This window comes from Microbacterium sp. As-52, from assembly GCF_049949185.1.
Classification (GTDB): Bacteria; Actinomycetota; Actinomycetes; order Actinomycetales; family Microbacteriaceae; genus Microbacterium; species Microbacterium maritypicum_A.
The window spans coordinates 273,275-292,423 of the sequence record NZ_CP188171.1 but is presented as its reverse complement, the minus strand read 5'-3'; the positions used below and the strand labels follow the sequence as shown (position 1 = coordinate 292,423).

Annotated in this window: 16 protein-coding genes; 11 read left to right on the top strand and 5 right to left on the bottom strand. The window is 68.8% G+C overall.

Translation table 11 applies throughout. The features are described from left to right. The first annotated feature begins 20 nt into the window (after positions 1-20). Both ACLFA2_RS01415 and ACLFA2_RS01410 read left to right on the top strand, forming a co-directional pair. On the top strand, positions 21-644 hold the full coding sequence (locus ACLFA2_RS01415; protein WP_029258191.1) for an ArsR/SmtB family transcription factor: 624 nt from the start codon (positions 21-23) through the stop codon (positions 642-644). Continuing rightward, positions 641-859 carry a hypothetical protein gene (locus ACLFA2_RS01410; RefSeq protein ID WP_136025007.1) on the top strand — a complete coding sequence of 73 codons (219 nt, stop codon included), beginning with the start codon at positions 641-643 and terminating at the stop codon, positions 857-859. Before ACLFA2_RS01415 ends, ACLFA2_RS01410 begins: the two co-directional genes overlap by 4 nt. 25 nt (positions 860-884) lie before the next feature. On the opposite strand, the gene ACLFA2_RS01405 is transcribed toward ACLFA2_RS01410, so the two are convergent. Continuing rightward, complete coding sequence (locus ACLFA2_RS01405; RefSeq protein ID WP_021198594.1) at positions 885-1,100, bottom strand: hypothetical protein; 216 nt, start codon at positions 1,098-1,100, stop codon at positions 885-887. Beyond that, positions 1,100-3,715 carry a valine--tRNA ligase gene (gene valS / locus ACLFA2_RS01400; protein WP_426621911.1) on the bottom strand — a complete coding sequence of 872 codons (2,616 nt, stop codon included), beginning with the start codon at positions 3,713-3,715 and terminating at the stop codon, positions 1,100-1,102. The genes ACLFA2_RS01405 and valS overlap by 1 nt, the downstream gene beginning before the upstream one ends. A 169-nt stretch (positions 3,716-3,884) precedes the next feature. On the opposite strand from valS, the gene ACLFA2_RS01395 reads away from it, so the two are divergent. Genes ACLFA2_RS01395 through ACLFA2_RS01380 form a run of 4 tightly spaced genes read left to right on the top strand, consistent with a single transcriptional unit; the run spans position 3,885 to position 8,782 of the window. Further along, positions 3,885-5,495 (top strand): ABC transporter substrate-binding protein, encoded by a 1,611-nt coding sequence (locus ACLFA2_RS01395; protein ID WP_426621910.1) that lies wholly within the window; start codon positions 3,885-3,887, stop codon positions 5,493-5,495. A 28-nt stretch (positions 5,496-5,523) separates the two neighbouring features. After that, positions 5,524-6,468, top strand: a complete 945-nt coding sequence (locus ACLFA2_RS01390; RefSeq protein WP_347125627.1) for an ABC transporter permease — start codon at positions 5,524-5,526, stop codon at positions 6,466-6,468. Then, the gene (locus ACLFA2_RS01385) at positions 6,465-7,277 is read left to right on the top strand and encodes an ABC transporter permease (RefSeq protein WP_426621909.1); all 813 of its coding nucleotides are present in this window, start codon (positions 6,465-6,467) and stop codon (positions 7,275-7,277) included. Before ACLFA2_RS01390 ends, ACLFA2_RS01385 begins: the two co-directional genes overlap by 4 nt. Next, positions 7,274-8,782, top strand: coding sequence for an ATP-binding cassette domain-containing protein (locus ACLFA2_RS01380; protein WP_167253917.1), 1,509 nt, complete (start codon positions 7,274-7,276; stop codon positions 8,780-8,782). The genes ACLFA2_RS01385 and ACLFA2_RS01380 overlap by 4 nt, the downstream gene beginning before the upstream one ends. Before the next feature lie 7 nt (positions 8,783-8,789). Here the strand turns inward: ACLFA2_RS01380 and ACLFA2_RS01375 are convergent, their stop codons facing one another. Further along, positions 8,790-9,440 (bottom strand): pentapeptide repeat-containing protein, encoded by a 651-nt coding sequence (locus ACLFA2_RS01375; protein ID WP_167253919.1) that lies wholly within the window; start codon positions 9,438-9,440, stop codon positions 8,790-8,792. 312 nt (positions 9,441-9,752) lie between these two features. On the opposite strand from ACLFA2_RS01375, the gene ileS reads away from it, so the two are divergent. From ileS to ndk, 4 genes are read left to right on the top strand one after another with little or no spacing between them, the layout of a single operon-like run. Beyond that, complete coding sequence (gene ileS / locus ACLFA2_RS01370; RefSeq protein WP_167253921.1) at positions 9,753-13,142, top strand: isoleucine--tRNA ligase; 3,390 nt, start codon at positions 9,753-9,755, stop codon at positions 13,140-13,142. Next, positions 13,139-14,491, top strand: a complete 1,353-nt coding sequence (locus tag ACLFA2_RS01365; protein ID WP_167253923.1) for a bifunctional folylpolyglutamate synthase/dihydrofolate synthase — start codon at positions 13,139-13,141, stop codon at positions 14,489-14,491. The genes ileS and ACLFA2_RS01365 overlap by 4 nt, the downstream gene beginning before the upstream one ends. After that, a complete protein-coding gene (locus ACLFA2_RS01360; protein ID WP_208323550.1) occupies positions 14,488-14,928 on the top strand; it encodes a DUF4233 domain-containing protein in 441 nt (146 codons plus the stop codon). Before ACLFA2_RS01365 ends, ACLFA2_RS01360 begins: the two co-directional genes overlap by 4 nt. A gap of 1 nt (position 14,929) precedes the next feature. Further along, a complete protein-coding gene (gene ndk / locus ACLFA2_RS01355) occupies positions 14,930-15,346 on the top strand; it encodes a nucleoside-diphosphate kinase (protein ID WP_017830321.1) in 417 nt (138 codons plus the stop codon). 82 nt (positions 15,347-15,428) lie between these two features. Here the strand turns inward: ndk and ACLFA2_RS01350 are convergent, their stop codons facing one another. Beyond that, positions 15,429-16,046 (bottom strand): vitamin K epoxide reductase family protein, encoded by a 618-nt coding sequence (locus ACLFA2_RS01350; protein WP_021198516.1) that lies wholly within the window; start codon positions 16,044-16,046, stop codon positions 15,429-15,431. Between the two features lie 283 nt (positions 16,047-16,329). Here ACLFA2_RS01350 and ACLFA2_RS01345 point away from each other — a divergent pair, with 283 nt between their 5' ends. Beyond that, positions 16,330-18,879, top strand: a complete 2,550-nt coding sequence (locus ACLFA2_RS01345) for an Rne/Rng family ribonuclease (RefSeq protein ID WP_208323551.1) — start codon at positions 16,330-16,332, stop codon at positions 18,877-18,879. Here the strand turns inward: ACLFA2_RS01345 and ACLFA2_RS01340 are convergent. After that, positions 18,844-19,110, bottom strand: coding sequence for a DUF4031 domain-containing protein (locus ACLFA2_RS01340; RefSeq protein WP_021198518.1), 267 nt, complete (start codon positions 19,108-19,110; stop codon positions 18,844-18,846). The two genes, ACLFA2_RS01345 and ACLFA2_RS01340, sit on opposite strands and share 36 nt — an antisense overlap. Positions 19,111-19,149 lie beyond the last annotated feature (39 nt).

The following is a 19,149-nucleotide window of genomic DNA, read 5'->3' as shown; positions in this document are numbered from 1 at the left end:
GCAAGGGTATCTTTGCATGCATGACGAACGAGACGCAGGTCAGGACTCTCGATGCCAGCGCCCTGAAGGCGCTGGCGCACCCGCTCCGGGTGAAGATCTTCGACATCCTCGCCGCGCGCGGTCCGCAGACCGCCAGTTCGCTCGCTGCACTCGTAGGGGAGACATCGGGGTCGACCAGCTATCACCTCCGCGCGTTGGCTGCTCACGATCTCATCCGCGAAGTCGAGGGGCGAGGCACGGCGCGCGAGCGGTGGTGGGAACGGCCCAAGGGGCGCATCGACGTGCCCGGTCCTGACGAGATGACTTCGCCGTCGAATCGGGCGGCTGCCCAGATCGTGACGTCGGAGTTCTTCCGTCTGCGGCACGAGACCCTGATGTCGTACCTCAACCGACCCCAGTCCGAGGTCCCGGAGGCGTGGCGCGATGTGGGGATCACCATCACCACGCACCTCGATATGACGCCGGAGCAGGCCATGTCGCTCCGCGAGGAGCTCGAGACCATCGTCGAGAGGGCCATCGAGCGCTACCGGGGCCAGACCGGACCCGATGTGCGACGCGTCTCGCTCCGCACCGAACTCTTCGACCTGCCGACGCCGCAGCACGCGACGCACGGATCCGGCGACGACATCCTGGAGGAATCATGACCAGCGCGACGCTTCACCTGGTGGCTCCGACGCAGACCGAACGCGGGCTGCTGCGACTCGCCGACCATCTCACCGCGTACGTCGAGCACCGCATCTCCCGACGTGCCGAGCGACGTGAGATCGCCCTCGACCTGCTGCGCGAGCAGCAGACCCGCAGGCAGGATCCGCGCGCAGTCGATCACGCACTCGCACAGCTCGGCCTGACGCGGCGCTGAGGCGTAGCGCGGTCCCGGCCGGGACTCAGTCCTGGAAGGGACGGACGACGATCTCGCCGGTCGCGGTCTGGAAGACCTCCCAGCCCGCGTCGAGCTCCGCGATCGCGCGCCCCTCCAGCCACGTGAGCGTCCAGTGGCCCGTGAGGCCCCGGGACTCGACCTCGGCGATCGCCGGCCGGAGGGATGCCGGGACGGAGGCCGGAGCCTCGGACCCGGCCGCCCAGCGCGTGCCCAGCTGCATCAGGAGGCCTCGACCGGGGCGAGCTCGATCGCGGTGACCGCGAACGCCTCGGCCTCGGTGAACTCGAGCTCGGCGATGCGGCCGACGGCGCGGAGGTCATCGGCTGCGGCACGGAGGGCATCGAGCTTCGCTGCGGGGGCGGCGATCGCCGCACGTGAGACCGGAGTCTTCTGCGAGGCCTTCGCCTCGGTCTTCGCGCGACGGATGCCGATCAGCGCCTCGCTGGCCGCGGCGAGCACGGCCGGGTCACCGTCGATACCGAGAGGCGTCGGCCACGCGGCGGTGTGCACGGACCCTTCCTCGAACCAGGACCACGACTCCTCTGCCGCGAAGGACAGCACGGGAGCCAGCAGGCGCAGCAGCGTCGACAGGGCCAGACGCAGCGAGAGCGCCGCGGATGCCTGCCCCACATCGGCCTGGTTGTAGGCGCGTTCCTTCACGAGCTCGAGGTAGTCGTCGCAGAACGTCCAGAAGAAGGCCTCGGTGAGCTCCAGAGCACGAGCGGCGTCATACCGCTCGAATGCCTTGGTCGCCTCGACCACGACGCCGTCGAGGGCTGTCAGCATCGACGCATCGAGGGCGTGCGTGACCTGTGCGCCGTCGGGCACGGGGAACGACAGCACGAACTTGGCGGCGTTGAGCACCTTGATGGCCAGACGACGGCCGATCTTGACCTGCGTGGGGTTCTGCAGGTCGAATGCCGCGTCCATACCGAGGCGGCTCGATGCGGCCCAGTAACGCACCGCGTCCGAGCCGTGGGCGTCGAGCACGTCGGCCGGGGTGACCACGTTGCCCTTCGACTTCGACATCTTCTTGCGGTCGGGGTCGACGATGAAGCCCGAGATCGCGGCGTTGCGCCACGGCGTCCTGTCGTCTTCGAGCGTCGAACGCAGCATGGTGGAGAACAGCCAGGTGCGGATGATGTCCTGGCCCTGCGGGCGCAGGTCGAACGGAGCGGTGAGCTGCCACAGCTCCTCATCACGTTGCCAGCCGCCCGCGAGCTGCGGTGTGAGGGACGAGGTCGCCCAGGTGTCGAGGATGTCGGCCTCCGCGTCGAAGCCACCCGGCACGCCGCGCTGGTCCACGGTGTACCCGGCGGGCACGTCGGTGGTCGGATCGATCGGGAGCGACGCCGCATCCGGGGTGAGCACGCGGTCATAATCGCGCTCGCCGTTCTCGTCGAGGGCGTACCAGAGGGGGATCGGCACACCGAAGAAGCGCTGACGCGACACGAGCCAGTCGCCCGTGAGACCGCCCACCCAGTTCTCGTAGCGCACGCGCATGAATTCGGGGTGCCAGGAGAGTTCCTCGCCGTGGGCGATGAGCTTGTCGCGCAGTTCGCCGTCGCGGGCACCGTTGCGGATGTACCACTGGCGCGTGGAGACGATCTCGAGCGGACGGTCTCCCTTCTCGAAGAACTTCACGGCGTGGTTGAAGGGCTTGCCGACCGCGGTCATGTCGCCGGTCGCCTGCAGCTTCTCGACGATGGCCTTGCGCGCACTGAAGACGGTCTTGCCCGCGATCTCCTCGGCGTACCAGGTCGCGGCCTCGGGATTCTCGACGGACGCCGGAGCCTCGGGCAGGAATCGCCCGTCCAGACCGATCGTGGTCATGTTCGGCAGGGACTCGTTCTCGGTGGTGCGCAGCTCGCGCCACCAGATGATGTCGGTCACATCACCGAAGGTGCAGACCATCGCCGCTCCGGTGCCCTTGTCGGGCTGGGCGAGGTGGTGGCCGTGGATCTCGATCTCAGCGCCGAAGAAGGGGGTCTTCACCTTGGTGCCGATGAGGTGCTTGTGCGGCCCCTCCGGATGCGTCACGATCGCGATGCACGCGGGGAGCAGCTCCGGGCGGGTGGTGTCGATCGCGATCGATCCCGAGCCGTCCGCGAACGGGAACTCGATCGTGTGATACGCCGCCTGCTGGTCGCGGTCCTCGAGCTCGGCCTGCGCGATGGCGGAGCGGAAGTCGATGTCCCACAGGGTCGGAGCCAGCGCCTGGTAGGCCTCGCCGCGCTCGATGTTGCGCAGGAAAGCGAGCTGGCTCTGTCGGATGGTGTCGTCGGAGATGGTGCGGTAGGTCTGCGTCCAGTCCACGCTCAGTCCGAGCTGGCGGAACAGCGCCTCGAACTGCTTCTCGTCCTCGATGGTGAGGCGCTCGCAGAGCTCGATGAAGTTGCGGCGGCTGATGGGCTGCTGGTCGGCCGCGCGGCTCGACTTGTTGTCGCCGCCCTCGAAGGGAGGAGTGAAATCGGGGGTGTACGGGAGCGAGGGGTCGCACCGCACGCCGTAGTAGTTCTGCACCCGTCGCTCGGTCGGCAGGCCGTTGTCGTCCCAACCCATCGGGTAGAAGACGGTCTTTCCGCGCATGCGCTCGAACCGAGCCTTCACATCGGTGTGCGTGTAGGAGAACACGTGTCCGATGTGCAGGCTGCCCGATGCCGTCGGAGGCGGGGTGTCGATCGAGTACACGCCCTCGCGGCCGGACTGCGCCGCGCGAAGACGGTCGAACAGGTACGTGCCCTGCTCGGCCCAGGCGGCGTCCCACTTCGCTTCGAGGCCTTCGAGTGCGGGCTTGTCGGGAATCTGGTTCTGCGACGGTTCGGAAGCAGGCATGAAGGTCTCCTCGAGCGATGTATGCGGCACTGTGTGAGCGTGCCTGAGTGTGGGTTGTGCCGAACAGTCTACCGAGCATCGGGGCATCGGCAGCCCGTCGCAGATCGACCCCGTCCAACAATCGGCCGTAGGATGGGGTGTCCCGACCCGTTCGTCCAGAGGAACCGTCATGCCCGCAAGACCTGTGCGTCGTCTCCTGCCCTTCGCGGCGCTCGCCGCTGCCACTGCGCTGGTGCTCAGCGCATGCGCGGCTCCCGGCTCGGACGGCGAGGGCGGAGAGCTCGTGTGGTCCATCGAGGGCGCGAACCTCTCGGCTGGGCACATGGACCCGCAGGTGAGCCAGCTCGACGTCTCCGGCATGGTGCAGCGGGCGGTGCTCGACTCGCTGGTGTTCCAGGAGGCGGATGGAACGTTCAGCCCGTGGCTCGCGAAGAGCTGGGAGGTCTCGCCGGACAGCACGGAGTACACGTTCGTGCTCCGTGACGACGTGACCTTCACCGACGGCGAGAAGTTCGACGCCGCCGCGGTCAAGGCGAACTTCGACCGCATCGTCGATCCGGAGACGGCATCCGCGCAGGCGGCCAGCATGCTCGGCGCCGACTTCTATGAGGGCACCGAAGTCGTCGACGACTACACGGTCACGGTGACCTTCACGCAGCCGTACGCACCGTTCCTGCAGGCGGCGAGCACGCCGCAGCTCGGCTTCTACTCGCCGGCCGTCCTCGCGAAGTCCGCGGACAAGCTCAAGGCGGGGGGACCCGACGTCACCGTCGGTACCGGTCCGTTCGAGCTCACCGAGTACACGCCGGACCAGGAGATCGTGTACACCCGCAACGACGACTATGCGTGGGGTCCGCATGATGCGAAGGCCCCGAAGTTCGAGACGCTGCGTGTGGAGATCCAGCCGGAAGCCTCGGTCCGCACGGGCGTGGTGACGAGCGGGGAGGCCGACCTGGCCAGCAACATCCCGCCGAACCTCGCGAAGGATCTCGGCGACGGCATCACGGTCGATTCGATCGAGTACCCGGGTCTGCCTTACTCGCTGTACCTGAACGAGAAGTACAGGGTGTTCGCGGACGAGAAGGTGCGTCAGGCCTTCGCGCGCGGCGTCGACATCGACGCGGCGGTGGAGGAGATCTACTTCGGCCAGTTCCCGCGCGCATGGAGCATCCTCGGCTCGACGACCCCGGGCTACGACGCGTCGCTCGAGGGCAGCTGGCCGTTCGACCAGGACGCCGCGAACGCGCTCCTCGACGAGGCGGGATGGACCGCACGCGACACCGACGGCATCCGTATGAAGGACGGTAAGCGGCTCTCGGTGCGATGGATCGCCTGGACTCCCGTTCCGGATGACCGCGCCGCTCTCGCGAACGCGATCCAGTCCGACCTCAAGGAGATCGGGTTCGAGGTCCAGCGCGAGGTGCTCGAACCCGGGGCCTACAACGAGCAGTACGAGCCGAAGACGTTCGATCTGACGGACTGGGGCTTCTCCGGCGTCGACCCCGATCTGCTGCGCAGCCACCTGCACACCGACGGGTTCCAGAACGCGTCGCAGGTGAGCGATCCCGAGATCGATGCATTGCTGGAGAAGGCCGTCGCGACCAGCGACCAGGACGAGCGCAACGAGCTCTACACCCAGCTGCAGCAGTGGAACGCGACGTATACGGCGATCGTGCCGCTCTACAGCCCGTCTGCGATCACCGCCGTCGGCGATCGCGTCGAGGGGCTGCAGTACGACCTGTACGGTCGACCGCTGTTCTACGATGTGACCGTCGGCTGAGCCGCCGGCTGAGCGGAGGGCACGGGTGGTGAGGGCTGCTCTCGTCCGTATCGCCGGCCTCGCCGCGTCCGTCGTGATCGTCCTCTGGGGCGCGGCGACCGTCGCCTTCCTCGCCTTCCGGGTGATCCCGGGGGATCCGGTATCGGTGATGCTGGGGCCCCAGGCGCAGGTGAGCGAGGCGGTCAAAGAAGGCATCAGAGCCGATCTCGGGCTCGATCGCCCGCCGTTCGAGCAGTACCTCGGCTTCATCGGTCAGCTCGCTCGGGGAGACCTGGGAGAGTCGTACCAGCTGCGGATGCCCGTGACCGAGGTGATCGGGCGTCAACTCGGTGCGACGGTCCAGCTTTCGGTGCTCGCGCTCGTGATCGCCCTGGTGCTCGCGCTGTCCGTGGCGGTGCTCGTTCGCGGCAAGGCGGGTCGGACGGTCGCGGCGGCGGTCGAACTGGTGGTGCTCTCCTCCCCGGTCTTCTGGATCGGGCTCGTCCTGCTGAGCGTCTTCGCGTTCGGTCTGGGCTGGTTCCCAGTGTCGGGTGCTCGCAACCCCGCCACGATCGTGCTGCCGGCGATCACTCTCGCGCTTCCGGTGGCGGCGCTGCTCAGCCAAGTGCTGCGCGACGGGCTGATGCAGGCGGAGCGGATGCCCTTCGCCGAGACGGTGCGGGCTCGTGGGGCCAGTCCCTCGTGGTTCACGCTGCGGCATGGGCTGCGCCACGGCGCCGCCTCTGCTGTCACGCTCGCCGCCTACCTGACCGGATCCGTCCTCGGTGGGGCGGTGCTCGTGGAGACGGTGTTCGCCCGTCCTGGCCTCGGCCGGGTCACACTCGCCGCGATCAGCGACCGCGACCTTCCGGTGATCACGGGGATCATCCTCTTGAGCGCCCTGGTCTTCGTGGCGGTGAACCTCGTCGTCGAACTCGTCCATCCGCTGATCGACCCGCGCATCAGGGCTTCGCGATCGGGAGGTGTCCGATGAGGCGCGCGCAGCGGATGCTGCTGTGGGTCGCGATCCTGGTCCTCGCGGTGATCGCGTTCGCGGCGCTCTGGCCCGGTGTCCTCGCCACACACGATCCGCTGCAGACGGATGTACGCGCCGCCCTGCTTCCGCCGAGTGCCGAGCATCTGTTCGGCACCGACCAGAGCGGACGCGACGTGTACTCGCGGGTCGTCTACGGTGCGGCGCGCTCGCTGGGCATCGGGCTCTTCGCCACCGGGGTGGCGCTCGTCGGCGGACTCGTCATCGGCGCGCTCGCCGGGGTCGCGCCGAGGGGCGTCGACATCACGGTGATGCGGGTGAACGACGTGCTGATGGCTTTCCCCGAGTTTCTCGTCGCACTCGTCGTCGTCGCCGTGCTGGGCCCGGGACCGGTGAACATCGCGATCGCGGTGACGCTGGCCGCCGTGCCCGTCTACGTCCGGCTGGCCCGAGTGCAGACGCAGACTCTCCGCGTCGCCGAGCACGTCGAGGCGGCGCGCATCCTCGGGGTGCCACGGATGCGCGCATTCACCCGGCACGTGGTTCCGGGAGTCCTCGGCGCGCTGAGCGTGCTCGCCACCATCGGCATCGGCTCCAGCATCCTGGCAGCGGCCGGGCTCAGCTTCCTGGGGCTCGGCCCGTCGGAGCCGACTCCCGAGTGGGGACTGATGCTCGCCGGTGGGCGCAACGTCCTCGGGCAGGCCTGGTGGATCTCGCTGTTCCCCGGCATCGCGATCACGCTCACCGTGGTGGCGGCGACCGTCGTGGGGCGCATCCTGCGCGCTCGCGGAGACGGGAGGATCGCATGAGCGTCGCCCTGGAAGTGCGCGGGCTGCGGATCGCATTCGACGGGAACCCGGTCGTCGATGACGTGTCCTTCGCCGTCGACCGCGGCGAGTGCATCGCGATCGTGGGGGAGTCCGGCGCCGGCAAGTCGCTCACGGCTCGTGCGCTGCTGGGACTGACTCCCACGGACGCCGACGTCTCGCTGGACCGGCTGGTCGTGGACGGGACGGATGCGGCCGGGCTGTCCGAGCGCGCGTGGCGCGAGCTGCGCGGGGCCGGGATCGCGCTCGTCTCCCAGGACGCCCTGGTCTCGCTCGATCCCCTGCGACGGATCGGGGCAGAGATCGCCGAGCCGCTGCTCTTGCACCAGATCGTCCGGCGACGGGCGGCGAGGGCGGAGCGGGTGCGGGAGCTCCTGGCACGGGTATGGATGCCCGACCCCGAACGCCGCTCCCGACAGCACCCGCACGAGCTCTCCGGCGGACTCCGACAGCGAGCACTCATCGCCTCCGCGCTCGCCGCGGATCCCGCCGTGCTGGTGGCGGACGAGCCGACGACCGCTCTCGACGCGACCGTGCAGGCACGGATCCTCGGTCTGCTGCGCGAGATCGTCGAGGCGGGAACGGCACTCGTGTTCATCAGCCACGACTTCGCGGCCGTCCGACGGATCGCCGATCGCGTCCTGGTGATGAGGGGTGGGGTCGTCGTGGAGTCCGGCCCGGTGACCGAGGTTCTCGAGAACCCCCGGCATGAGTACACGAAGCAGCTCATCGCGGCGACGGTCCATGAACCACGCGCTACGGCCCCCGCGGATTCCTCGACGCTGCTGATCGCCGACGAGGTCTCCCGGAGCTTCGATGCCGTGCCCGCGGTCGTCGATGCCTCCTTCGCCCTGAAAGACGGACGGACGCTCGGCATCGTCGGGGAGTCGGGGTCCGGTAAGACGACGCTGGCGCGCATGATCGTCGGAGTCGACGCTCCGGACGCCGGTTCCCTGCGGTGGACATCGCAGCGCCGGGTGCAGCTCGTGCACCAGAATCCGCTCGGAGCGTTCGACCCGCGATGGACGATCGGCCGTTCGTTGCGAGAGGGGCTGGAAGCGGGCGGGGTGCCTCGCGCTCAGCGGGCTGCGGGCGTCGCCCGACTCCTCGCCGAGGTCGACCTCGCCCCGGAGCTCGCCGACCGGCGTCCGAGCGCGCTCTCCGGCGGACAGCGGCAGCGGGCGGCCATCGCCCGCGCGCTCGCCGCCGACCCGGAGGTGTTGGTCCTCGACGAACCTGTCTCGGCCCTCGACCCCTCGGTGCGGGAGCGGGTGCTGCGGCTGCTCGCGCGGGTGCAGCAGGAGCGGCAGTTGACGATGATCCTCGTCTCCCACGACCTCGATGTGGTCGGAGCGGTCGCCGACGAGGTGCTCGTGATGCAGGACGGACGGATCGTCGAGCAGGGCACCACTGCAGAGGTGTTCGGGGCGCCGCAGCATGCGTTCACCCGTGAGCTGCTCGCCGCGAGCGGCCCTGCCGAGCTCTGATCAGACGTCAGTCCTTGATCTGGATGCCGATGCCCGCCGCGATGACCGGCGCGAGCTGCTGCACCTGGAATGACGTGAGAGTCGCTCCGCGGAGGCTGTTGGCATCGAGGAAGGCGACAGCGTCGAGGCCACGCAGGTCGAGGTCCTTCGCCCGCATGCCCCGCGAATCGACCTCGTCGGTCGACGTGGCGGTGAATCTCGCGCGCGTCAGCTCGGCCTGCGGCATGTCGATCGTGCGGATGGCGCAGCCGGAGATCTCAAGATCGGTGACCTTCGCCGCACCGAGGTTCAGGTAGTCGATGCGCACGTCGCGCAGCTCGAGCTCCGAGATGCGCGACTCGCTCAGGTCGAGCGTGCCGATACGGCCACCGCTGATCCGCACCCGCCGCACGCCGGCATCGCGCATGCGGAGCGAGGCGATGCGCACACCCGGCATGTCGACGTCGACGACCGTCGCTCCGGTGAGATCGACCGTGTCGGCGTCAGCGCTCACCACGCACTGCTCGAGCGTCGAGTAGGCGAGATCGACGGTGCCGCTCAGGTCGAGCCGGGCGGCGATCAGGTCGGCGCTGCGTCGGGGAACAGCGGGCTCGAGCACGGGCGGGAGGTCGGGGTCGGCGATGCGGGGAGGAGCGGGGGACTCGGGGGTGCGGGCCATGGTCCGAGCGTAGGGCGCGCCGACGACATCGCGAACCGGGAGCGGGGTGCCGGGCGCCGGAGAGGAGAGCGGCGTCCTGAGGGGATGCGCACGCGTACACTGGAGGGAAGAGCATCGATCCGGCCATCACCGGGGAGCTCTCGGAAGAACGGCGCGGCCCTCGGGCGGTGCTCAGTAGAACCGAGCGGGGCAGGCCCGTCACAGCCGCAGTGAGAGTGGTCGCGTCGCAAGGCGCGGCACGCGAGGTGGTACCGCGGTCCGTGAGGGTCGTCCTCGCAGGAGCATCCGCCACGACGACCACTGCGAGACACGATGACCTACCCCCGTTCCTCCTTCGGCCCCGCCGCCGACTCCGTCGCGCCCAGCCCCCGCTTCCCGCAGATCGAGGAGGAGGTGCTCGCGTTCTGGAAGACGGACGACACCTTCCGCGCCTCGATCGCGCAGCGTGAGGGCGCGCCCGAGTGGGTGTTCTACGACGGCCCTCCCTTCGCGAACGGCCTGCCGCACTACGGCCACCTGCTCACCGGATACGCGAAAGACGTGTTCCCGCGCTTCCAGACCATGACGGGTCATAAGGTCGACCGTGTCTTCGGCTGGGACACGCACGGCCTGCCCGCAGAGCTCGAGGCGATGAAGCAGCTCGGCATCACCGAGAAGGCCGAGATCGAGGAGATGGGCATCGACGTCTTCAACGCGAAGGCGAAGAGCTCGGTGCTCGCCTACACGCACGAGTGGCAGGACTACGTCACCCGTCAGGCGCGCTGGGTCGACTTCGACCGCGGCTACAAGACGCTCGACCTCGGCTACATGGAGAGCGTCCTCTGGGCGTTCAAGACCCTGTACGACAAAGGCCTCGCCTACGAGGGATACCGCGTCCTCCCGTACTGCTGGCGCGACGAGACCCCGCTCTCGGCGCACGAGCTGCGCATGGACGACGACGTCTACCAGATGCGCCAGGACCCCTCCGTGACGGTGACCTTCCCGCTCACAGGCGCCAAGGCAGAAGCCCTCGGCCTCACCGGCGTGCGTGCCCTCGCCTGGACGACCACGCCCTGGACCCTCCCGACGAACCTCGCGCTCGCCGTGGGCCCGGAAATCGAGTACGTCGTGCTGCCCGCCGGCCCGAACGGCGCCGCGGACGTGCACCAGGCGGCGGGAACCACGGATGCGGCGATCGAAGCCTCCGCGCACCGTTACCTGCTGGCGCGTGAGCTCCTCGGGGGATACGCCAAGGACCTCGGCTACGAGAGCGTCGACGACGCGCTCGCCGCCGTCGATGCGACCGTGCGCGGTGCCGAGCTGCAGGACGTCACCTACGACCGGCTGTTCGACTACTACGCCGACACCGAGACCTACGGCACCGAGAACGCCTGGCGCATCCTGGTCGACGACTACGTCACGGTCAGCGACGGCACCGGCATCGTCCACCAGGCTCCGGCCTACGGTGAGGACGACCAGCGGGTCGCCGGTGCCGCCGGAATCCCGACGATCCTGTCGCTCGACGACGGCGGCAAGTTCCTCCCGAACGTCACCGACGTCGCGGGCCAGCTCTGGATGGACGCGAACACGCCGCTCGTGCGCCTGATCCGTGAGAACGGCCGGCTGATCCGTCTGCAGAGCTACGAGCACTCGTATCCGCACTGCTGGCGCTGCCGCAACCCCCTGATCTACAAGGCCGTGTCGAGCTGGTTCATCCGCGTCACGGACATCAAGGACGACATGCTCGCGAACAACGAGCAGATCACGTGGGTGCCGGAGAACGTCAAGCACGGACAGTTCGGCAAGTGGCTCGAGGGCGCGCGCGACTGGTCGATCAGCCGCAACCGCTACTGGGGCTCGCCCATCCCGATCTGGAAGAGCGACGACCCCGAGTACCCGCGCGTGGACGCGTACGGGTCCTTGGAGGATCTGGAGCGCGACTTCGGCACGTTGCCGCGCAACCCCGAGGGCGAGGTCGACCTGCACCGGCCGTACATCGACGACCTCACGCGTCCGAATCCGGACGACCCCACGGGGAAGAGCACGATGCGCCGCATCGAGGACGTCTTCGACGTGTGGTTCGACTCGGGCTCGATGCCCTACGCGCAAGTGCACTACCCGTTCGAGAACCAGGAGTGGTTCGACTCGCACGCGCCGGCGGACTTCATCGTCGAGTACATCGGCCAGACCCGCGGCTGGTTCTACGTCATGCACGTGCTGTCGACCGCGTTGTTCGATCGTCCGGCCTTCACCGGCGTCAGCTGCCACGGCATCGTGCTGGGCAGCGACGGCTACAAGATGTCGAAGTCGCTGCGCAACTACCCGGACGTGTCCGAGGTGCTCGACCGCGACGGCTCCGACGCGATGCGCTGGTTCCTGATGTCGAGCTCGGTGCTGCGCGGTGGGAACCTCGCGGTCACGGAAGAGGGCATCCGCTCGGGGGTCCGCGAGTTCCTGCTGCCGCTGTGGAACTCGTGGTACTTCTTCGCCACGTACGCCAACGCCTCGGGGGCCGAGGGCTACCAGGCCGAGTGGCGCACCGACTCCACGGATGTGCTCGACCGCTACATCCTGGCCCGTCTGGGCGACCTCGTCCGCGAGGTGCGCGTGGATCTGGAGGGGCTGGACTCCACCACCGCGTCCGCGCGGCTGCGCGACTTCGCCGAGGTGCTGACCAACTGGTACATCCGCCGCTCGCGAGACCGCTTCTGGACCGGCGTGACGGAAGACCCGAAGAGCCGCGAGGCCTTCGACACCCTCTACACCGTGCTCGAGACGCTCACCCGTGTGGCGGCGCCTCTCGTGCCGCTCGTCAGCGAGCGCGTGTGGCAGGGCCTGACCGGCGGTCGCAGCGTGCACCTGACCGACTGGCCGGACGACACGCAGTTCCCGGCAGCGGACGAGATCCGTGACGCGATGGACGCGGTGCGCGAGCTGTCGAGCGTCGGCAACGCGCTGCGCAAGAAGGAGAAGCTGCGCGTGCGCCTGCCCCTCGCACGCTTCACGGTGGTCTCACCGCTCGCGGCGTCGCTCGGACAGTTCGAGGACATCCTCCGTGAGGAGCTCAACGTGAAGTCGGTGGAGCTCGTCACGCTCGCCGATGACACGGCGGCGGAGTACGGCATCGCGCACCGCTTGAGCGTCAACGCCCGTGCGGCGGGTCCGCGCCTCGGCAAGGACGTGCAGAAGGCGATCCAGGCGGCGCGCTCCGGTGACTGGAGTGAGGTCTCCGGTGTCGTGACGGCAGGTGGCATCGTCCTCGAGCCGTCGGAGTACGAGCTCGTGCTCGAGACGACCGGCCGCCCGGAGGGGGAGGCCCTGGCCATCGTCCCGACCGGTGGCTTCGTGCTGCTCGACACCAGGACGACCCCGGAGCTCGAGGCCGAGGGACTCGCACGCGATGTCATCCGCGCCGTGCAGGAGACGCGCAAGAACGCCGACTTCGACGTCAGCGACCGCATCCAGCTGGTCCTCCGGTTCCAGGACGACGTGGACACCCAGGCTGTCGTGTCGGCGTTCGACCTGGCCGGCATCGCGGCAGAGACTCTCGCCGAGGAGTACTACGTGATCGACGCGCAGGGAGACTCGATCTTCGGACACGGAGCGGTCCTGGCCGCGGCTGCGGGAGTGACGCCCGAGTTCTCCGCGGTCATCCCCGCCGGGACATATGCCAATGCCGGCGACTTCACGATCGCCGTCACCAGGATGGGAGCGGGAGCATGAGTGACAAGGACAGGGCGGATGCCGTCTACGAGGCCCTGCTGAGCCGCGCCGGAGAGCGCTGGGTGCAGCCGCGCAAGGAGCGCACCGCCCGCATCCTCGCGTTCCTCGATGACCCGCAGCGCACGTACCGCGTCGTGCACATCACGGGTACGAACGGCAAGACGTCGACCGCGCGGATGATCGAGAGCCTCTTGCGGGCGCACGATCTGCGCACGGGACTGTTCACGAGCCCACATCTGGAGCGCTTCACCGAGCGGATCATGATCGACGGCGAGCCCATCGCCGATGAGGCCGTCGCGGATGCGTGGGACGAGATCGAGCCGTTCGTCGACATCGTCGATGCCGAGCTCGAAGCCGCGGGTGATGCTCCGCTGACGTTCTTCGAACTGCTGACCGTGCTGGCGTTCGTCGCCGTGGCCGATGCGCCGATCGACGTGCTCGTGCTCGAGGTGGGCATGGGTGGGGAGTGGGACTCCACGAACACCGCCGACGGCGACGTCGCGGTGTTCGCGCCGATCGACATCGACCACGCCGACCGTCTCGGCAGCACGATCGCCGAGATCGCCGAGGTCAAGGCCGGCATCATCAAGGAGGGCGCGGCCGTGGTGTCCGCCCAGCAGCCCGCGGAGGCGGCCGAGGTGCTGCGTCGCGTGGCGGCGGAGCGCAACGCGACCATCGCGTTCGAGGGCGAGGAGTTCGGTCTCACCGAGCAGAAGCTCGCCGTCGGCGGCCAGTTGCTCACGATCCGTGGCCTGGCGGGGGAGTACACCGAGGAGTACCTGCCGCTGTACGGCGCTCACCAGGGGCATAACGCCGCTCTCGCAGTGGCCGCCGTCGAGTCGCTGATCGGCGGTGCCACCCAGCGCATCGCCGCGGACATCGTGACGGCGGGTCTGCAGGAGAGCACGTCACCGGGCCGGCTGCAGTTGCTCGGCATCGCCCCGACCGTGATCGTCGACGCGGCTCACAACCCGCACGGCGCCAAGGCACTCGCGCAGGCTCTGGACGACAGCTTCGACTTCGACGAATGGGGCCTGGTGCTCGGTGTGCTCGCCGACAAGGACGCCGCCGGCATCGTCGCCGAACTGGCACCGGGAGCGGCGCACGTGTTCGCCACCGCTCCGGATTCGGATCGCGCGAGCGATGCGGATGCGATCGCCGACCTCGTCGAGCAGGCCGGACAGCGGGCGACCGTGCACCACTCGCTGGCAGACGCCGCCGACGCCGCGCGCGAGTGGGCCGCATCCTCCGATCGACGCGCGGTCATCATCGCGGGCTCCGTGGTGCTCGCCGGAGAGGCGATCGCCCTGGCGCAGGACGAGGACTGGAAGGCGGGGTGGCGCGCATGAGCGCCGACGCGACACCGGCTCGCCGTACCCGCCGGCCGCGCCCGCCGCGCACGCTCGTGCAGAAGCTCGCACCTGTCGTGCTGGGTTTCGAGGCCATCGTGGTCTTCCTCGTGGGCCTGACGATCTTCGGGCTGCGGCAGCTTCCCGACGGTATCGAGCAGTGGTGGGCGATCGTCGCCGGGGCGGTGGTCGCGCTCGCCTGCATCGCGATCGCCGGGATGATCACGAAGCCCTGGGCGATCACCGCCGGGTGGGTCGTGCAGGCACTCGTCGCCCTATCGGCGTTCTTCGTTCCCTCCATCCTGCTCGTCGTCCTGATTTTCGGCGGCATGTGGGCGTATGCGACCATCGGAGGGGCCCGATTGGACGCACGACGCCCGGCCGGACCCACGACCGAGACTCAGACCACGCAGATCTCAGACACAGAGAGTGAATGACATGGCCACCGAAGAAACCCTCGTCCTCGTCAAGCCCGATGGCGTCGCTCGCGGCCTCACCGGCGCGATCCTCGCCCGCATCGAGGCGAAGGGCTACGCCCTCGTCGATATCCGTCTGGTGGAGCCCGACCGCGACCTGCTGGCCGAGCACTACGCCGAGCACGAGGGCAAGCCGTTCTACGAGCCGCTGCTCGAGTTCATGCTCTCCGGCCCCTCGGTCGCCATCCGTCTCGCGGGCAACCGCGTGATCGAGGGCTTCCGCTCGCTCGCCGGCACCACCGACCCGACGACCGCTGCGCCCGGCACGATCCGTGGCGACTTCGGTCGCGACTGGGGCCTCAAGGTGCAGCAGAACCTCGTGCACGGCTCGGACAGCCCCGAGTCCGCCGCGCGCGAGCTCGGCATCTGGTTCGACTGAGAACCCGTCCGCACGTGAAAAGCCCGCCCGCCGAGTCTCGGCGGGCGGGCTTTCGTCGTCTCCGCCGTCGGCGGAGCGGGGATCAGAAGATCATGCCGATGACCTCGCCGAGGAGATCGAGGCCACGCAGCTGAGCGAGCAGGACGACGACGGCGTACGCGAGGATCGTCGCGAGCGGGACCCAGGCCATCAGCCTCTCGGCGCGGGCCTTCGTCTTCTCGTTGCTGGTGAAGGTGCCGTTGCGGGTGAGGTGCAGCATCGTCGCGAAGAATGTGGGGATGGTGACCGACCAGGTGAGCATGCACCAGGGGCAGAGAACGCCGAGGTTGGGGGCGTAGATGCTCTGCCAGATCAGCCAGCACACGAGACCGAAGGCGAAGGTGACCCCGGCACCGAAGGTCAGCCAGAACCACCGCGGGAAGCGGGATCCCGCGAGCAGGGCGACGCCGACGAACAGCGGCGCCATCCAGCCGGCGATACCGAGAATCGGGTTGGGGAAGCCGAAGACCTCGCCCTGCCAGGATTCGAGGTTCTTCCCGCACTGGATCATCACGCTCACGTTGCAGCTGAGGACGGCGTCAGGGTTGGCCGCCAGGACGAACTTCTCGACAGTGAGCTGGAAGGCGGCGAACCAGCCCACCACACTCGCGATGATCAGCCAGACGGCGTAGATGACGGGGCGGGTGCGCTGCTCGCTCATACTGGGGATTATCCCAGCGACTGCTATGGATGCGGCGAGAACAGGCCGGAGAAATGTCCGGCCCGGATGACGGGATGCCGCGAACGGAGCCACTTGGTGCGATAATGGCCTGTGATGCGATGAACGGCGTTGCCGCGACACGCGTCGAGCAGACTTCGGGGTCCAATGCCCCACGCGATCAGAGCTATGAGCCGGTCGCAGACCGAGTGAGTTCGCGGCACCTGCGGGTACCGCATGAGATTTCACGGAACACCGAGTGTCCCGTGCAGGGAGTAAGCCAGAGATGGCCGATGAGAACAATGACAACAACGCCCCTACCCTCGACTTCCCGGCTGACGCCGCGGGAGAGCTGACGGAGCCCACGGCTCCCGGCGCGGACGACCGCGCGGGGTCTTCGGGCGAGGGCGAAGAGCCGTCCACTGCTGCGGAAGCCGCCGAGGCTGCTGAAGTGGCTGAGGCTGCTGAGGTGGCCGAGGACGCGGCCGCCGATGACGTCGCAGCCGGTTACGCGGCGGCGGATGACGCTGCTGCGGCTGCCGACGACGCCGCTGCTGCGGCCGAGTCGATCGCAGAGGCCGTCGCCGAGGCGAAATCGGAGGCGGAGAACGAGGCCGCTGACGAAGAGCCGGCTACGGACGAAGCTCCCGTCGCGGACGAAGCTCCCGCTGCGGACGATGCCCCCGCGGTCGAAGAGGCTCCTTCTGCTCCCGAGGCTCCGGCACCGGTGACCGCCGTGTCGCTCGGTCTGCTCCCTGAGGTGTTCGTCTCCCAGGTCTCCACGCAACTGCACTTCTATGCGCCGGAGATCGTGCCGCTGCCCGCACGTCCGGGTCGCGAGCGCATCTTCGACCGCATCGCCGAGCGCGACCAGCCGCAGGACGATGCAGCCGGCCGAGGCCGCGGTCGTCGTCGCCGGGGCGGTTCCGAGGGTGACGACCAGCGCGAAGAGCCGCGTCAGCGTCAGCGCGTCGTCGAGTACATCACCGAGCCGAAGGCGATCAAGGGATCGACCCGTCTCGAGGCGAAGAAGCAGCGTCGCCGCGACGGTCGTGATGCCGGCCGTCGTCGCCCTGTCGTCACCGAGGCCGAGTTCCTCGCTCGCCGTGAGTCCGTCGACCGCAAGATGGTCGTCCGGTCCAAGAACGGCCGCACCCAGATCGGCGTCCTCGAGGACGGCGTGCTCGTCGAGCACTACGTCGCCCGCAACCAGGACGCGTCGCTCATCGGAAACGTCTACCTGGGGCGCGTGCAGAACGTCCTCCCCAGCATGGAGGCCGCTTTCGTCGACATCGGGCGCGGGCGCAACGCCGTGCTCTACTCCGGTGAGGTCGACTGGGACGGCGTCGAGACCGGCAACCAGCCGCGTCGCATCGAGCTGGCCCTCAAGCCCGGCGACCGTGTTCTCGTGCAGGTCACGAAGGACCCCGTCGGACACAAGGGTGCCCGACTCACGAGCCAGATCTCGCTTCCCGGCCGCTACCTGGTCTACGTGCCTGGCGGGTCGATGAACGGCATCAGCCGCAAGCTCCCCGACAACGAGCGGGCGCGCCTCAAGCGCATCCTCAAAGAGGTGCTGCCGGAGTCCTCCGGCGTGATCGTCCGCACCGCGGCAGAGGGTGCGACCGAGGACCAGCTCACGCGTGACGTGCAGCGCCTGACGTCGCAGTGGGAGCACATCCAGAAGCAGGTCGAGAACCAGCAGGCGCCCGCGCTCCTGCACGCCGAACCCGACCTGCTCGTCAAGATCGTCCGGGACGTCTTCAACGAAGACTTCACGAAGATGCTCATCCAGGGCGAGGACGCGCAGCAGACCATCCGGGCCTACCTGGAGAGCGTCGCCCCCGACCTCCTCGAGCGCGTCGAGGCCTACGAGGACGAGACCGATCCGTTCGATGCATTCCGTATCACGGAGCAGATCGAGAAGGCTCTCGACCGCAAGGTATGGCTGCCCTCCGGCGGCTCGCTCGTGATCGACCGCACCGAGGCCATGACGGTCGTCGACGTCAACACCGGCAAGTTCGTCGGCTCCGGCGGAAACCTCGAGGAGACCGTCACCAAGAACAACCTCGAGGCGGCGGAGGAGATCGTCCGCCAGCTGCGTCTGCGCGACATCGGCGGCATCATCGTCGTCGACTTCATCGACATGGTGCTCGAGTCGAACCGCGACCTCGTGCTGCGTCGACTGATCGAGTGCCTGAGCCGCGACCGCACGAAGCACCAGGTGGCAGAGGTCACCTCGCTCGGTCTGGTGCAGATGACGCGCAAGAAGCTCGGTCTCGGCCTGCTCGAGACCTTCAGCGAGGCGTGCGAGGTCTGCGCCGGTCGCGGTGTCATCGTGCACCACGACCCCGTGGTGAAGCACCGCTCCAGCAGCAACGGCGGCGGCAGCAACGGCGGCAACGGACAGAGCGGTCGTCGTCAGCGCGGCAACGGCGGCAGCGGGAGCGGACAGAGCCAGAGTGCTCCCTCCGCTCCTCCGGTCACCCACAGCATCACCGAGGGCGCGAAATCGGCCCTCGCGCAGATCGCCGCCTCCACCATCGCCCCGGCGGCGGATGGCGCGCCCGCAGTCGAGTCGGCCGATGTCGCGGCTGAGGCGCCCGCGGCCGCCGAACGTCCGAAGAAGGCCCGCAAGAAGCGCGGCGACCGCAAGGGGCCGAAGTCTCCCGCCGAGCAGCTCCTCGACTCGGTCCTCGACGCTCTTCCGGAGCCGAAAGCTCCCGGTCAGGGGCGAGGACGCCGTCGGGTGAGCACTGCTGCGCTCACCGGCACTCCCGTCTCGGTGAACAACGAGCCGTCAGCGCCGGTCGCGGCTGCGGATTCGGAGTCCTGAGGCGATCAGCCGGCGCACCAGTTCCTTGCCCTGCACGTGGTGAGCGCCGGCGGCGACGAGCCGGGGGATGATCTCCTCCGGCACGTCGTAGTGGTCGAGGTCGAACGCACGTGCGGGGACGTCGTTCGCGCGCGCGAACACGTGCAGCTCGTCGAGGCTCTCATCGCTGACCAGGTGCGCCCAGAGGCGTCCGTGGGCGGGCCAGAGGGGTTCGTCGACGAGTACGGTCACCCGGTCAGCCTACGACCGCCTCGACAGGGCAGGGCCGGA

Bases quoted from the DNA above. Each gene is read 5' to 3' on its own strand.
- ACLFA2_RS01415 (WP_029258191.1), top strand. From the start codon at position 21: ATGACGAACGAGACGCAGGTCAGGACTCTCGATGCCAGCGCCCTGAAG.
- ACLFA2_RS01410 (WP_136025007.1), top strand. From the start codon at position 641: ATGACCAGCGCGACGCTTCACCTGGTGGCTCCGACGCAGACCGAACGC.
- ACLFA2_RS01405 (WP_021198594.1), bottom strand. From the start codon at position 1,100: ATGCAGCTGGGCACGCGCTGGGCGGCCGGGTCCGAGGCTCCGGCCTCC.
- valS (WP_426621911.1), bottom strand. From the start codon at position 3,715: ATGCCTGCTTCCGAACCGTCGCAGAACCAGATTCCCGACAAGCCCGCA.
- ACLFA2_RS01395 (WP_426621910.1), top strand. From the start codon at position 3,885: ATGCCCGCAAGACCTGTGCGTCGTCTCCTGCCCTTCGCGGCGCTCGCC.
- ACLFA2_RS01385 (WP_426621909.1), top strand. From the start codon at position 6,465: ATGAGGCGCGCGCAGCGGATGCTGCTGTGGGTCGCGATCCTGGTCCTC.
- ACLFA2_RS01380 (WP_167253917.1), top strand. From the start codon at position 7,274: ATGAGCGTCGCCCTGGAAGTGCGCGGGCTGCGGATCGCATTCGACGGG.
- ACLFA2_RS01375 (WP_167253919.1), bottom strand. From the start codon at position 9,440: ATGGCCCGCACCCCCGAGTCCCCCGCTCCTCCCCGCATCGCCGACCCC.
- ileS (WP_167253921.1), top strand. From the start codon at position 9,753: ATGACCTACCCCCGTTCCTCCTTCGGCCCCGCCGCCGACTCCGTCGCG.
- ACLFA2_RS01365 (WP_167253923.1), top strand. From the start codon at position 13,139: ATGAGTGACAAGGACAGGGCGGATGCCGTCTACGAGGCCCTGCTGAGC.
- ACLFA2_RS01360 (WP_208323550.1), top strand. From the start codon at position 14,488: ATGAGCGCCGACGCGACACCGGCTCGCCGTACCCGCCGGCCGCGCCCG.
- ndk (WP_017830321.1), top strand. From the start codon at position 14,930: ATGGCCACCGAAGAAACCCTCGTCCTCGTCAAGCCCGATGGCGTCGCT.
- ACLFA2_RS01350 (WP_021198516.1), bottom strand. From the start codon at position 16,046: ATGAGCGAGCAGCGCACCCGCCCCGTCATCTACGCCGTCTGGCTGATC.
- ACLFA2_RS01345 (WP_208323551.1), top strand. From the start codon at position 16,330: ATGGCCGATGAGAACAATGACAACAACGCCCCTACCCTCGACTTCCCG.